This is a genomic window from Streptomyces araujoniae (assembly GCF_050871195.1).
In the GTDB taxonomy this organism is placed as follows: domain Bacteria; phylum Actinomycetota; class Actinomycetes; order Streptomycetales; family Streptomycetaceae; genus Streptomyces; species Streptomyces bacillaris.
Genome location: NZ_CP194070.1, coordinates 5,887,638 through 5,901,673, shown reverse-complemented (window position 1 = coordinate 5,901,673; position 14,036 = coordinate 5,887,638). Strand labels below are relative to the sequence as shown.

Genomic DNA, 14,036 nt, shown 5'->3' with positions numbered 1-14,036 from the left:
TTTCTTACGGTGTCACCCGCTCGATGAACCGCGTGAGTGCCGCGGTGTCGAGCGGCCCCTTGGCCTTGAAGGCCCGGGGGAATGCCCGGCGGCGAACCGCCAGGTCCAGACAGACAGAGGTGGGGTGCACGTAAGCACCCCGGCCGGGCAGCGTACCGCGTGGATCAGGGGCGCAGGCGCCCTCGTCCACCACGATGCGCAGCAGCTCGCTCTTGGCCACTCGCTCCCGGCATCCCACACAGGTCCGCTCAGGACAAGCGCCGGCTTGCGTCCGGCCAGACACGATTAAGTCTACCTCCCCGTACCGACCTCACCCCTTTGGGGCAAAAATCGAACGGATGTTGTCGTGATCTCAGCTGCGTACGGCCAAGATCTATTCCCTGGAGCGGCTCCGGGTCAACGCCTTTCCGAGCGCTCCCGGGCCCGCTCGGCCCGCTCGCGGTCGGCGCTCTCCCGCTCCTCGTCGGTCTCGGTGTCGGGCCGGATGTCGATGCGCCAGCCGGTGAGGCGGGCGGCGAGGCGGGCGTTCTGGCCCTCCTTGCCGATCGCCAGCGAGAGCTGGTAGTCCGGCACGGTGACCCGCGCGGAGCGGGCGCCGAGGTCGACGACCTCGACCTTGCTCACCCGGGCGGGCGAGAGCGCGTTGGCGACCATCTCGGCCGGGTCGTCCGACCAGTCCACGATGTCGATCTTCTCGCCGTGCAGCTCGGCCATGACGTTGCGGACCCGGCCGCCCATCGGGCCGATGCAGGCGCCCTTGGCGTTGAGGCCCGAACGGGTGGAGCGGACCGCGATCTTGGTGCGGTGCCCGGCCTCGCGGGCGATCGCGGAGATCTCGACGGAACCGTCGGCGATCTCCGGGACCTCCAGCGCGAAGAGCTTCTTCACCAGGTTGGGGTGGGTGCGCGAGAGCGTCACGGAGGGGCCGCGGACGCCCTTGGCGACCCGGACGACATAGGTGCGCAGGCGCAGGCCGTGGGTGTACTCCTCGCCCGGCACCTGCTCCTGGACCGGGAGGATGGCCTCCAGCTTGCCGATGTCGACCAGGACGTTCTTGGGGTCCTTGCCCTGCTGGACGACGCCGGTGACGACATCGCCCTCGTGGCCCGCGTACTCCCCGAAGGTCTTGTCGTCCTCGGCGTCGCGCAGCCGCTGCAGGATGACCTGCTTGGCGGTGGACGCGGCGATCCGGCCGAAACCGGAGGGGGTGTCGTCGAACTCCTTGGGCTCCTGGCCCTCTTCGAGGTCGGCCGGGTCCTCGGTGGCCCAGACGGTCACATGGCCGCGCTCGTCGATCTTCACGCGCGCCCGGCGGTAGCTGCCGTCGGTGCGGTGGTACGCGATGAGGAGGGCCGACTCGATCGCCCCGACGAGCACGTCGAACGGGATCTCCTTGTCCTGCGCCAAGCCCTTCAGAAGCTTCACATCGATGTCCACGGCTACGCCTCCTCTTCCTTCTTGTCCTTGCGGTTGAATTCGATCTCCACGCGCGCCTTGGCGATCTCGTCGAAGGCGAGGCGGCGGGCGGTGGGCTTGCGGCCCTTGACGCCGGGCACTTCGAGGTCGAGCCCGTCCTCGTCGACGGCGAGGATACGGGCGACCAGTTCACCGGAGCCGTCGGCGGCGAGGTGGAAGCGGGCCAGCCGGCCGGTGGCGCGGACGTAGTGGCGGGGCTCGGAGAGCGGGCGCTCGGCGCCCGGGGAGCTGACCTCGAGGACGTACTCGCCCTCGCCCATCACATCGGTCTCGTCCAGCTTCTGGGAGATCGCGCGGCTCAGCTCCGCGCAGGTGTCCAGCTCCACGCCCTCGTCCGAGTCGACGATGATCCGCAGCACTCCGCGTCGGCCGGCCCGGGACACCTCGATCTCCTCGAGGTCCAGCTGCTGCGCGCTGACGAGCGGTTCCAGCAGCCCGCGCAGCCTCTCGCTCTGGGTGGTGCTCATCCGGGTGACTCCTCGGCCGCGTGTGCTGTTGTGGGGATCGTGGTGTGTCAGGTCAAAGGGTATCCGGTCGCCAGGGGTGTTGCCGTCCGCCTGCCCCGTTGCCGCGGGTACGCTCGCCTGCGGTGATCAGTTCAGGACAGATCCTGTCAGGATCGGTCCCGGCCCGAAGGAGAAACGTGCGGCGCACGGGGACGACCCGCAGGGGGGCGCTCACCGCGACGGGGGCTCTCGCACTGGGTGCGGTGCTGACCGGCTGCGGGGAGGACGACGAGGGCACGCGTGCGGGCAGACCCGTGCTCGCCGAGGCCGGGGCGGTCCGGGCCGACAAGGCGCTGCGCCGGGCCGCGGCCCGCACCGGCGCCCTGGCGCTCGCCCACTACGACCTGGTCACCGAGGCCCACCCGGACGCCGCGGCGGGCCTGGCGCCCCTGCGGGCGGCCGTGCGGCAGCACATCGGGGCCGTGTCGGCGGGGGGCCCGCAGCCGTCGCCCGCCGCACCGGGCCCCGTCTCCGCCGACCGGCCCACGGCCCTCAAGGAGCTGGCCGCGGCCGAGCGCCGCCGCGCCGACGCCCACGCCGAGGCGCTGCTCACCGCGGAACCGGAGCTGGCCCGGCTGCTGGCCTCCGTGGCGGCGGGCGCGGCGGCCCACGCGTATCTGCTGACCGAGCTGGCCAAGGAGACCCCGTCATGACCCTTCGCTCCGAGGACGAGGCCCCCTCCCCCGCCCTCACCGCCGCCCAGGCCGCGCTGGCCGCCGAACACGCGGCGGTCTACGGGTACGGGGTGCTCGGCGGCCGGGTGGAGGCGGGGCGGCGCACCGAGGCGCGCGCGGCGTACGACGGGCACCGCGCACGCCGGGACACGCTCATGCGCACCGTGCGTGACCTGGGCGGTGCGCCGGTCGCCGCCGACGCCGCGTACGCTCTGCCCTTCGCGGTTGCCGACACCGCGTCGGCGCTGCGGCTCGCCGCCGTCCTGGAGGACCGGGTGGCGGGCGTCTACGCCGATCTCGTACGGGCCACCGAAGGGCCCGCGCGCGCCGAGGCGGCGGGCGCCCTCCGGGAGGCCGCCGTCCGGGCGGCCCGCTGGCGGGGCGGCAACGTAGCCTTTCCGGGGCTCGCCGAGCGGGCCCCGGACACCGATCCGGCGGAGACGGGCCCGGTGGGGGCCGCGGGGGCACCGACCCCCTGAGCCCCGGGGCCGACCGAAGGACCGGAAAGGGAACAAAGGACGTATGGGTTGCGAACCGCCGCAGCGCCTGGTGCGCGCGCTCGGCGAGATGTACGGGGACGGCACGGCGGCCGACTGGCTGGACCGGCTCCCCGCGCTCACCGAACGGGCCGTCGGCGCCGCCGGGCCGGACCTCGCCGTGGAGCGGGTGGCCGCCCCCGGCGGGCGCAGCGCCCTGGTGCTGCTGGTGCGGCGGGCCGACGGGACCCCGGCGGCGCTGAAGATCGCCCCGCCGCCCGCCGAGCCGGAGCGGGAGCGGGCGGCGCTGGCGCACTGGAACGGCTGGGGCGCGGTGAAGCCGCTGGAGCCGGACGCGGAGCTATCGGGCTCCGGGGCGCTGCTGCTGGAGCGGCTGCACCACGAGGTGTCGCTGCGCTCGCTGCCCGAGGCCAAGGCGCTCCTGGAGGCGGCGGGCACGCTCCGGCGGCTCTGGGTGGAGCCGCCCGCCGGCCACCCCTTCGAGACGGTGGCCGAGCGGACCGGGCGGCAGGCCGGGGCGATGCGGGCCGCGGCCGAGGCGGACCCGGCGCTCGCGCCCCTGGTGGAGGCGGCCCTCGCGGCCCGTACGGACCTGGTGGCGGCCTCCCCCGAACTCCTGCTGCTGCACGGCAACTTCCGCCAGAGCAAGGTCCTCGCGGGCGAGCGCGCCCCCTGGCTGACGGTGGGCCCCGAGCCGCTGGTGGGCGAGCGCGCCTACGACCTGGCGCGGCTGGTGCGCGACCGGGCGGAGGACCTGGTCGCCTCCTCGGGCGGCGGGGCGACGGCCCGGCGCCGGGTGAAGAAGCTGGCGGAGTCCCTGGAGGTGGACCAGGCCCGGCTGCTCGGCTGGACGCTGTTCCGGGCGGTCGAGTCGGGGACCCGCGCGCTGACGGAGGGGCGGCGGCAGATGGGCGAGGTCAACCTGGAGTTCGCGGGCTGGCTGTAGCAGGTGAGGACGTGCGGGGAGGCCCCTGGCGGGTGGTGTGCCGGGGGCCTTCGCCGTACGACGGACGCCTCCTGAGCGGGAGCCGGCCTCGTACGTTCCGGTACGGCGGAGGCCCCCACGCCGTGCGGCGTGGGGGCCTCCGCCGTGTCCGTACGGGAGCGGATCAGGCCAGGTCGGCCGTGAGGCGGGCGATCGCCTCGTCCACCGTCAGCTCCTCGCGCTCGCCGGTGCGGCGGTCCTTCAGCTCCAGGACGCCGTCGGCGGAGCGGCGGCCGGCGACCAGGATCTTCGGGACACCGATCAGCTCGGAGTCGGTGAACTTCACGCCGGGCGAGACGCCGGGGCGGTCGTCGACCAGGACGCGCAGGCCCGCCGCGTTGAGCTTCTCCGAGACCTCCAGGGCCAGCTCGGTCTGGAGGGCCTTGCCCGCGGCGACGACGTGGACGTCGGCCGGGGCGACCTCGCGGGGCCAGCAGAGGCCCTTGTCGTCGGCGGTCTGCTCGGTGAGCGCGGCCACGGCGCGGGAGACGCCGATGCCGTACGAACCCATCGTGACGCGGACGGGCTTGCCCTGCTGGCCGAGGACGTCGAGCTGGAAGGTGTCGGCGTACTTGCGGCCGAGCTGGAAGATGTGGCCGATCTCGATGGCGCGGTCCAGGGTGAGCCCGGTGCCGCACTCGGGGCAGGGGTCGCCCTCCTCGACCACGACGACGTCGAGGTACTCGTCGACCTCGAAGTCACGGCCCGCGACGACGTTCCTGGCGTGCTTGCCGTCCTGGTTGGCGCCGGTGATCCAGGCGGTGCCGGGGGCGACGCGGGGGTCGGCGAGGTAGCGGACCTTCTCCAGGCCCTGGGGGCCGACGTAGCCGCGTACGAGGTCTTCACGGCCGACGAAGTCCTCGGCGGTGACCAGCTCGACGACGGCGGGCGCCAGGTGCTCGCCCAGCTTGCCGAGGTCGACCTCGCGATGGCCGGGGACGCCGACGGCCACGATCTCGCCGTCCACCTTGACCAGCAGGTTCTTCAGGGTGGCGGAGGCGGGGACGCCCAGGTGCTCGGCGAGGGTCTCGATGGTCGGGGTGTCGGGGGTGTCCAGCTCCTCGACCGCGCCGTGCGCCGAGCCGTCGACCGGGGCGAGCGCGAAGGTCACGGCCTCGGTGTTGGCGGCGTAGTCGCAGTTCGGGCAGTCGGCGAAGGTGTCCTCACCGGCGGCGGCGGGCGCGAGGAACTCCTCGGAGGCCGAGCCGCCCATGGCGCCGGAGACGGCGGAGACGATGCGGTGGTCCAGGCCCAGGCGCTCGAAGATCTTGATGTACGCGGCCCGGTGCAGGGCGTAGGAGTGCGCCAGGCCCTCGTCGGTGGTGTCGAAGCTGTACGAGTCCTTCATCTGGAACTCGCGGCCGCGGAGCACACCGGAGCGGGGGCGGGCCTCGTCGCGGTACTTGGTCTGGATCTGGTAGAGCATCACCGGCAGGTCCTTGTAGGACGTGCACTGGTCCTTGACGGTCTGGGTGAAGATCTCCTCGTGGGTGGGGCCGAGGAGGTAGTCGCCGCCCTTGCGGTCCTGGAGGCGGAAGAGGAGGTCGCCGTACTCCTCCCAGCGGCCGGACGCCTCGTAGGGCTCCTTGGGCAGCAGGGCGGGGAGCAGGACCTCCTGGGCGCCGATGGCGTCCATCTCCTCGCGGACCACGTTGGAGATGTTGTCCAGGACCTTCTTGCCCAGCGGCAGCCAGGTCCAGATGCCGGCCGCGTTGCGGCGGACGTATCCCGCGCGGACCAGCAGCTTGTGGCTGAGCGTCTCGGCGTCCGCCGGGTCGTCGCGCAGTGTCTTGATCATCAATCGGGACATGCGCTGGACCTGGGCCATGATGAACTCCTGCTCGCGAAAGTGGTGAGCCCGAGGTTAACCGGGCGGTGCGGGCGGGCGGAAATCCATTCAGCCCCGGGGGCGCAGCAGCGGCAGGGGCGCGCCCATGACCGCGTACGGGAGCGGGGCGCTGGGGAAGACCACCCGGCGGGCCAGGTCGCGGTAGCCGAGGGCGTGGTAGAGCGCGCGGGCCGGGGAGTCGCGGTCGATCGCGGAGAGGATCGAGCGGGGCTGCGGGACGGCGTCGGTGATGGTGGTGATCAGGGTGCGGCCGATGCCGCGCTGCTGGTGGTCGGGGTGGACGTGCAGCTCCGTGATGACGAAGGAGTCGTCGAGCCAGCCGTCGGTGCCGGTGGCGCGGAGGTGGGGCTCGACGACGGTGGACCACCAGTGGGCGCGGTCGTTGGGGAGCCCGTAGACGAAGCCGACGAGCCGCCCGTCGGGGGTGAGGGCGCCGAGTGCGCGGGCCTGGGGGTGGTCGAGGTGGCGCAGGACGATGTGGCGGCGTACGTCGACCTCGTCCTGGCTCAGCCCGAAGGCGACCGCCTGGACGTGGAGGGCTTCGTCGACGCGTGCGGCCAGGTCGATCGGGCCGACCTCGATGCCGGGGTCCGCGGGGCCGTGCGCGGTGACTGGTGCCATGCGCGAACCATACTGGCCGGGGCGGGCGGGCCGGTACGCGCGGCGGCCGGAACGGTACGCCCGACGGCGCGTACGCGTTCGGGGGTCAGGAGCCGCGTACGCGTCCGGGGCAGAAGCACGTACGGGGCAGAAGCGCGTACGCGTACGGGCTCAGAACAGCACGCTCATGAAGGTGCCGGTCTCGCGGAAGCCGACGCGGTGGTAGGCCTTGCGGGCGGGGGTGTTGTAGTCGTTCACGTACAGGCTGACGACGGGGGCGACGTCGGCCAGGGCGTAGCGCAGGACGGCGGCCATGCCGGTCTCGGAGAGGCCCTTGCCGCGGTGTTCGGGGGCGACCCAGACGCCCTGGATCTGGCAGGCCTGGGGGGTGGCGGCGCCGATCTCCGCCTTGAAGACGACCTTGCCGTCGTCGATCCGGGCGAAGGAGCGTCCGGCGCCGATGAGTTCGGCGACCCGGGCCTGGTAGAGGAGCCCGCCGTCACCGGCCAGCGGGGAGATCCCGACCTCCTCGGTGAACATCGCGACGCAGGCCGGCATCAGGACCTCCATCTCGTCCTTGCGGATGCGGCGGACGAGCGGGTCGGGGGTGATGTCGACGGACGGGCTCTCGGTGACCATGAGGGGCTGGTTGGCGCGGACCTCGCGGGCGGGTCCCCAGCCCGGCTCCAGGAGCCGCCAGAGGAGGGCGGTGGGCTCGGCGGGGCCGACGATGGAGGAGCAGCGGCGGCCGGCCCGGCGGGCCCGGTCGGCGAAGGCGCGTACGGCCTCGGGCCCGGCGCAGATGGGGACCAGGTTGGCACCGGCGTAGCAGAGGGAGCGGAGCCTGCCGTCCGCGTACCAGCCCCACATCTCGCCGCCCAGGCGCCAGGGGTCGAGCCCCGCGACCTGGACCCGGGACGTGACGAAGGCGTTGGCCACGGGTTCGCTCTCCAGGATGGCGAGCGCTGCGCCGAGGTCGCTGGGTTCGAGGACCCGGGTGGTGGTCTGCGTCAACACGAGGGGGCCTCACCATGCGGTCTGCTGATTTCCGCACTGTACCCAACAAGCCTCTTGAACGCTGCCCGGGTCCGTGTCCGGGGATCCCGCGGACGTCCCGCACACGCCGCCGCCCCGCCGGGCGCTGGGCCCGGCGGGGCGGTGAGGGGCTGTGCAGCGGCAGGTCAGGCGCCGATGGAGACCTGGGGCTCGCCGGACGGGATGCCGTCCTTCTCCATCTGCTCCGCGATCTTGAGGGCTTCCTCGATGAGCGTCTCGACGATCTTCGACTCGGGCACGGTCTTGATGACCTCGCCCTTGACGAAGATCTGGCCCTTGCCGTTGCCGGAGGCGACGCCGAGGTCGGCCTCGCGGGCCTCGCCGGGGCCGTTGACGACGCAGCCCATGACGGCGACGCGCAGCGGGACCTCCATGCCCTCCAGACCGGCGCTGACCTGGTCCGCGAGCTTGTAGACGTCGACCTGGGCGCGGCCGCAGGAGGGGCAGGAGACGATCTCCAGGCGGCGCTGCTTGAGGTTGAGCGCCTCCAGGATCTGCAGGCCGACCTTGACCTCCTCGGCGGGCGGGGCCGAGAGGGAGACGCGGATGGTGTCGCCGATGCCCTCGGAGAGCAGGGCGCCGAAGGCCACGGCCGACTTGATGGTGCCCTGGAACGCCGGTCCGGCCTCGGTGACGCCGAGGTGGAGCGGGTAGTCGCTCCGGGCGGCGAGCTGGCGGTAGGCGTTGACCATGACGACCGGGTCGTTGTGCTTGACCGAGATCTTGATGTCGCCGAAGCCGTGCTCCTCGAAGAGGGACGCCTCCCAGAGGGCCGACTCGACGAGGGCCTCGGGGGTGGCCTTGCCGTACTTCTTCAGGAGCCGCGCGTCCAGGGAGCCGGCGTTGACGCCGATCCGGATCGGGGTGCGGGTCTCGGAGGCCGCCTTGGCGATCTCCTTGACCTTGTCGTCGAACTGCTTGATGTTGCCGGGGTTGACACGGACCGCGGCGCAGCCGGCGTCGATGGCGGCGAAGACGTACTTCGGCTGGAAGTGGATGTCCGCGATCACCGGGATCTGCGACTTCTTCGCGATGGTGGCGAGCGCGTCGGCGTCGTCCTGGGTCGGGCAGGCGACGCGGACGATCTGGCAGCCGGAGGCCGTCAGCTCGGCGATCTGCTGGAGCGTGGCACCGATGTCCGACGTACGCGTCGTCGTCATCGACTGCACGGAAACGGGCGCGTCACCGCCGACCGCGACCGAGCCGACCTGGATCTGTCGGCTGACCCTTCGGTCGGCGAGCTTGGTCGGAACGGCCGGCATTCCGAGAGAAATCGCAGTCATGCGCTGTGCATCCCCAAGGTGTGGATCAAGGTCCCGATGTCGGCGGGCTCCAGGCTTCGAGGTTACGGCACCGGAGCCAGGACGCACGCACCGTCTGGACAAGTCAACCAGATGGTGACCGACCGGACACGACGCGTGTGCCCGGTGGCCATGTGTGGGGCGGAAGGGACGACGCCGTCCGGGCCGAAGGCGGTTCCGGCGGGCCGAGGACGATCCTGTCCGGGGCCGGAAGCGACCTCGTCCGGGCCGGAAGGGGTCGCCCCCTCCGCGCTCCCACGTGGCGGATCATCAGCTGATCTTGACCGGATTCACGATATCGGCCACCAGGACCAGCAGCGTGAAGCAGATGAAGAGCCCGGCGACCACATAGGCGACCGGCATCAGCTTGGCCACGTCGAACGGCCCCGGGTCCGGGCGCCGGAAGACCTTGGCCACATTGCGCCGCAGCGACTCCCAGAGCGCGCCCGCGATGTGCCCGCCGTCCAGCGGCAGCAGCGGCAGCATGTTGAAGAGGAACAGGGACAGGTTGAACCCCGCGAGCAGGAACAGCATCATCGCGACCTGGTTCTGGGCCGGGATGTCGAGGTTCATCACCTCGCCGCCGATCCGGGCCGCGCCGACCACGCCGACCGGCGAGTCGTCGGCGCGCTGGCCGTCGCTGAAGGCCGCGTTCCACAGGTCGGGGATCTTGGAGGGCAGCGCGATGATCGCGTCGACGCCGTTCTCGATCATGTCGCCCATGCGGACGACCGAGTCGCCGAAGGAGAGCGGCACGATCTCGGTCTGGGCGGCGAAGCCGAGGTAGCCGGCCTTGATGTACTGGTCGGGGATGATCTCGCCCCTGCCGTCCTTCTTCGCGACGGCGTTCTCGCGCAGGACGGCGTTGAGGGTCAGCTCCTGGCCGCCGCGCTCGACGGTGATGGTGGCGGGGCCGATGGTCTTGCGGATGCGGTCCGAGAGGGTGGCCCAGTCGTCGACCCTCTGCCCGTCGAAGGCGACGATCCTGTCGCCCTCCTTGAGCCCCGCGGCCTTGGCCGGGGAGACCGGGTCGGTGCCCTTGCAGGTGTCGCGCTTCTCGCTCTGCGAGATCACGCACTGCTGGACCCCGGCGACCTCGGTGGTCTGCGTCTGGAAGCCGAAGGTCATCGCGACGCCCATGAAGATCGCGACGGCGAGGATCAGGTTCATGAAGGGGCCGGCGAACATCACGATGACGCGCTTCCACGGCTTGCGCGTGTAGAAGAGCCGCTTCTCGTCGCCGGGCTCCAGCTCCTCGTACGCGGCGGAGCGGGCGTCCTCGATCATGCCGCGCCACGGTGAGGTGGAGCGGGCTTCGAGGCGGCCGTCGGCGCCGGGCGGGAACATCCCGATCATGCGGATGTAGCCGCCGGCCGGGATGGCCTTGATGCCGTACTCGGTGTCGCCCTTCTGCTTCGACCAGAGGGTGGGCCCGAATCCGACCATGTACTGCGGGACCCGGATGCCGAACATCTTGGCCGTGGAGAGGTGGCCCAGCTCGTGCCAGGCGATGGAGAACAGCAGGCCCACGACGAAGACGGCGATCCCCAGGACCGTCAGCAGGATCGAGGTCAGACTCATGCGCGCGCCTCCGCTGTCGCTTTCGCCGAGAGTTCCCGGGCCCGTGCGCGGGCCCAGGTTTCCGCTTCGAGGACGTCCGCGAGGCTGAGCGGGGTTCCCGGGGCGGGGGTGCCGTGTTCGGTCACCACAGCGGTGACCGTATCCATGATTCCGTTGAAGGGCAGCTGTCCGGCGAGGAAGGCGTCGACGCACTCCTCGTTGGCCGCGTTGAAGACGGCGGGGGCGGTGGAGCCGAGCGTGCCGACGTGGCGGGCCAGGCCGACGGAGGGGAAGGCCTCGGTGTCCAGCGGGAAGAACTCCCAGGTGGAGGCCTTCGTCCAGTCGAAGGCGGGGGCGGCGTCCGGGACGCGCTCGGGCCAGCCGAGGCCGATGGCGATGGGTCCGCCCATGTCGGGCGGGGTGGCCTGGGCGAGGGTGGAGCCGTCGGTGAACTCGACCATGGAGTGCACGTACGACTGCGGGTGGACCACGACCTCGATGCGGTCGAAGGGGATGTCGTAGAGGAGGTGTGCCTCGATGACCTCGAGACCCTTGTTGACCAGCGTCGCGGAGTTGATCGTGATGACCGGTCCCATCGCCCAGGTGGGGTGGGTCAGGGCCTGCTCGCGGGTGACGTCGGCCAGTTCCTCGCGCGTACGGCCCCGGAAGGGCCCGCCGGAGGCGGTGACGACGAGCTTGCGGACGTCGGCCCGCTTGCCGGCCGCCAGCGCCTGGAAGAGCGCGGCGTGCTCGGAGTCGACCGGGATGATCTGGCCGGGGGCGGCGAGCGCCTTCACCAGGGGGCCGCCGACGATCAGCGACTCCTTGTTGGCGAGGGCGAGCGTGCGGCCCGCCTCCAGGGCGGCCAGCGTCGGGGCGAGCCCGATGGAGCCGGTGATGCCGTTCAGCACGGTGTGGCACTCGCTCGCGGCGAGCGTGGCCGCCGCGTCGGGTCCGGCGAGGATCTCGGGGAGCGGCTCCCCGGCCCCGTACCGCTCGCGCAGCGCCTCGCGGAGGGCGGGGACCGCGCCCGGGTCGGCGACGGCGACCGTATTCACCCGCAGGAGGTGCGCCTGCTCGGCGAGGAGGGCGGTCCGGCCGCCGGCGGCGGAGAGCGCGGTGACCCGGAAGCGGTCGGGGTTGCGCAGGACCAGGTCGACGGCCTGGGTGCCGATGGACCCGGTGGAGCCGAGGATCACCAGATCCCGGCGGCCGTCCGCGGTGTCGAAGAGGAGATGCGGATCGGCGAGGGGGGCGGGGCTGTCGCTCATGCCCCCATTGTTGCCGCTCCGGCTGTGTGCGTGGACAGCGCGTCCCGGTGGGGCGCGGATCGGGTACGGAGGGGGCGCGCGCGGCGCACGCACACGCCCCCGTGAGGGGTGGGACTCAGCGCACGGGCCGGTGCCGGTTGTCGCGGGCGGAGGGGCCGGGGGTGGCGTCCGCGATCCAGGGGCCTTCGCCGCTGGGGTCGACGACGCCCTCCTCCAGCCAGGCGTACGTACCGGAGAGGACCCCGTCCACCACCCGCCGGTCCAGGTCGTCGGTGTTCGACCAGAGCCGCCCGAACAGTTCCTCCACCCGGATGCGGGCCTGTTCGCAGAAGGCGTCCGCGAGCTGGTACGCCTCCCGGCCGTGCTCCCCCGCCCCGCGCAGATGCTCGGCGCGGACGCAGGCAGCGCTCATGGCGAAGAGTTCGGCGCCGATGTCGACGATCCGGCCGAGGAAGCCCTGTTTGGTCTCCATCCGCCCCTGCCAGCGGGACATGGCGTAGAAGGTGGACCGGGCGAGCTTGCGCGAGGAGCGCTCGACGTACCGGAGGTGCCCGGAGAGGTCGCGGTGGCCGGGCGGATGGAACTCCCCGTACGTACGCGGCAGCTGCCCGGCCCCGGTGACGAGCTGCGGCAGCCAACGGGCGTAGAAGACGGCGGCGTTGGCACCGGCCCTGGCCTTGTCCGCGAGCGCCTTCTCCGGATCGATGATGTCGCCGGCGACCTTGAGGTGGGCGTCGACGGCCTCCCGGGCGATCAGCAGGTGCATGATCTCGGTGGAACCCTCGAAGATCCGGTTGATGCGCATGTCCCGGAGCATCTGCTCGGCCGGAACGGCGCGCTCCCCCCGGGCGGCGAGCGACTCGGCGGTCTCGAAGCCGCGCCCGCCGCGGATCTGGACCAGTTCGTCGGCGATGAGCCAGCCCATCTCGGAGCCGTACAGCTTGGCGAGGGCGGCCTCGATACGGATGTCGTTGCGGTCCTCGTCGGCCATCTGCGAGGAGAGGTCGACGATCGCCTCCAGGGCGAAGGTGGTGGCCGCGATGAAGGAGATCTTCGCGCCGACCGCCTCGTGCTTCGCGACGGGCCGCCCCCACTGCTCCCGTACGGCGGACCACTCACGGGCGATCTTCAGGCACCACTTGCCCGCGCCGACGCACATGGCGGGCAGCGACAGGCGCCCGGTGTTGAGGGTGGTCAGCGCGATCTTCAGCCCGGCGCCTTCCGGCCCGATCCGGTTCACGGCCGGGACCCGGACCTGGTGGAAGCGGGTGACGCCGTTCTCGATGCCGCGGAGCCCCATGAAGGCGTTGCGGTGCTCCACGGTGACGCCGGGGGCGTCGGCGTCGACGACGAAGGCGGTGATGCCGCCGGGATGCCCCTCGGATACGGGCACCCGGGCCATGACCACCAGCAGATCGGCGACGACCCCATTGGTCGTCCAGAGCTTCACACCGTCCAGCAGATAGTCGTTCCCGTCGGGGACGGCGGTGGTGGCGAGCCGGGCGGGGTCGGAGCCGACGTCGGGCTCGGTGAGCAGGAACGCGGAGATGTCGGTGGTGGCGAGCCGGGGCAGGAAGGCGTCCTTCTGCTCCTGGGTGCCGAAGATCTTCAGCGGCTGCGGTACGCCGATCGACTGATGCGCCGAGAGCAGCGCCCCGATGGCGGGGCTCGCGGAGCCGACCAGGGCGAGCGCCTTGTTGTAGTACACCTGGGTGAGCCCGAGACCGCCGTACTTGGTCTCGATCTTCATCCCCAGGGCCCCGAGGCGCTTGAGCCCGTCGACCACCTCGTCCGGGATCCTCGCCTCGCGCTCGATCCGGGCACTGTCGACGTGCTCCTCGCAGAAGACTCGCAGCCGCGCCAGGAACTCCTCGCCGCGCCGGATGTCGTCGGGCGGCGGCAGGGGGTGCGGGTGGACCAGATCGAGCCGGAACCGCCCCAGGAACAGCTCCTTGGCGAAGCTGGGCTTACGCCAGTCCTGCTCCCGGGCGGCCTCCGCGACCCGGCGCGCCTCACGCTCGGTGACCTTGGGTGCCTTCGGGACCTGGGGGGTGTTGTGTGGTGCGGACATGGGGCCTCACCTCGCTGGGCGTCACCAGGACGGACCCTCGGACGCGCGGACTGCGCAGGAGCCGAGCTGCTCACTGGTCCGTATGTAACCCGTGTACCCGGAGTTCGGCACCCGCACCAGCCCTGGCGTACGAGGAGGCGCCCGGGGCTCCCGGGCCAAGGCCCGTCCGGTGCGCGGCCGGTCTCCGGGG

At 72.2% G+C, this 14,036-nt stretch carries 13 protein-coding genes; 3 read left to right on the top strand and 10 right to left on the bottom strand.

The features are described 5' to 3' along the window. Positions 1-4: 4 nt before the first annotated feature. From ACQ9ZG_RS25590 to rimP, 3 genes are all read right to left on the bottom strand, one after another. Positions 5-283: a YlxR family protein gene (locus tag ACQ9ZG_RS25590; RefSeq protein WP_181398416.1), complete on the bottom strand. Its 279-nt coding sequence runs from the start codon at positions 281-283 to the stop codon at positions 5-7. Between the two features lie 113 nt (positions 284-396). After that, positions 397-1,437: a transcription termination factor NusA gene (gene nusA, locus ACQ9ZG_RS25585; RefSeq protein WP_018488771.1), complete on the bottom strand. Its 1,041-nt coding sequence runs from the start codon at positions 1,435-1,437 to the stop codon at positions 397-399. Between the two features lie 2 nt (positions 1,438-1,439). Continuing rightward, entirely contained in the window at positions 1,440-1,943 is a 504-nt protein-coding gene (gene rimP / locus ACQ9ZG_RS25580; protein WP_018488770.1) for a ribosome maturation factor RimP, read from the bottom strand. Between the two features lie 176 nt (positions 1,944-2,119). Here rimP and ACQ9ZG_RS25575 point away from each other — a divergent pair, with 176 nt between their 5' ends. The 3 genes from ACQ9ZG_RS25575 to ACQ9ZG_RS25565 are packed head-to-tail and all read left to right on the top strand — an operon-like array spanning position 2,120 to position 4,099. Further along, positions 2,120-2,635: a hypothetical protein gene (locus ACQ9ZG_RS25575; RefSeq protein WP_499281260.1), complete on the top strand. Its 516-nt coding sequence runs from the start codon at positions 2,120-2,122 to the stop codon at positions 2,633-2,635. Then, positions 2,632-3,135, top strand: a complete 504-nt coding sequence (locus ACQ9ZG_RS25570; protein ID WP_084991821.1) for a ferritin-like domain-containing protein — start codon at positions 2,632-2,634, stop codon at positions 3,133-3,135. The genes ACQ9ZG_RS25575 and ACQ9ZG_RS25570 overlap by 4 nt, the downstream gene beginning before the upstream one ends. 43 nt (positions 3,136-3,178) lie before the next feature. Continuing rightward, positions 3,179-4,099, top strand: coding sequence for an aminoglycoside phosphotransferase family protein (locus ACQ9ZG_RS25565; protein WP_084991823.1), 921 nt, complete (start codon positions 3,179-3,181; stop codon positions 4,097-4,099). Positions 4,100-4,262: 163 nt separating this feature from the next. Here the strand turns inward: ACQ9ZG_RS25565 and ACQ9ZG_RS25560 are convergent, their stop codons facing one another. The 7 genes from ACQ9ZG_RS25560 to ACQ9ZG_RS25530 all read right to left on the bottom strand — a co-directional run bounded on the left by ACQ9ZG_RS25560 (position 4,263) and on the right by ACQ9ZG_RS25530 (position 13,846). Next, entirely contained in the window at positions 4,263-5,966 is a 1,704-nt protein-coding gene (locus ACQ9ZG_RS25560; RefSeq protein ID WP_109916756.1) for a proline--tRNA ligase, read from the bottom strand. Between the two features lie 69 nt (positions 5,967-6,035). Continuing rightward, on the bottom strand, positions 6,036-6,608 hold the full coding sequence (locus tag ACQ9ZG_RS25555) for a GNAT family N-acetyltransferase (protein ID WP_084991827.1): 573 nt from the start codon (positions 6,606-6,608) through the stop codon (positions 6,036-6,038). A gap of 150 nt (positions 6,609-6,758) precedes the next feature. Then, the gene (locus tag ACQ9ZG_RS25550) at positions 6,759-7,601 is read right to left on the bottom strand and encodes a GNAT family N-acetyltransferase (protein WP_109916755.1); all 843 of its coding nucleotides are present in this window, start codon (positions 7,599-7,601) and stop codon (positions 6,759-6,761) included. 167 nt (positions 7,602-7,768) lie between these two features. Beyond that, positions 7,769-8,926: a flavodoxin-dependent (E)-4-hydroxy-3-methylbut-2-enyl-diphosphate synthase gene (gene ispG / locus ACQ9ZG_RS25545; protein ID WP_109916754.1), complete on the bottom strand. Its 1,158-nt coding sequence runs from the start codon at positions 8,924-8,926 to the stop codon at positions 7,769-7,771. Positions 8,927-9,214: 288 nt separating this feature from the next. Then, positions 9,215-10,525: a M50 family metallopeptidase gene (locus tag ACQ9ZG_RS25540; protein WP_018488762.1), complete on the bottom strand. Its 1,311-nt coding sequence runs from the start codon at positions 10,523-10,525 to the stop codon at positions 9,215-9,217. Continuing rightward, the gene (dxr, locus tag ACQ9ZG_RS25535) at positions 10,522-11,775 is read right to left on the bottom strand and encodes a 1-deoxy-D-xylulose-5-phosphate reductoisomerase (protein ID WP_109916753.1); all 1,254 of its coding nucleotides are present in this window, start codon (positions 11,773-11,775) and stop codon (positions 10,522-10,524) included. The genes ACQ9ZG_RS25540 and dxr overlap by 4 nt, the downstream gene beginning before the upstream one ends. Positions 11,776-11,890: 115 nt before the next feature. After that, entirely contained in the window at positions 11,891-13,846 is a 1,956-nt protein-coding gene (locus ACQ9ZG_RS25530; RefSeq protein WP_109916752.1) for an acyl-CoA dehydrogenase family protein, read from the bottom strand. Positions 13,847-14,036 lie beyond the last annotated feature (190 nt).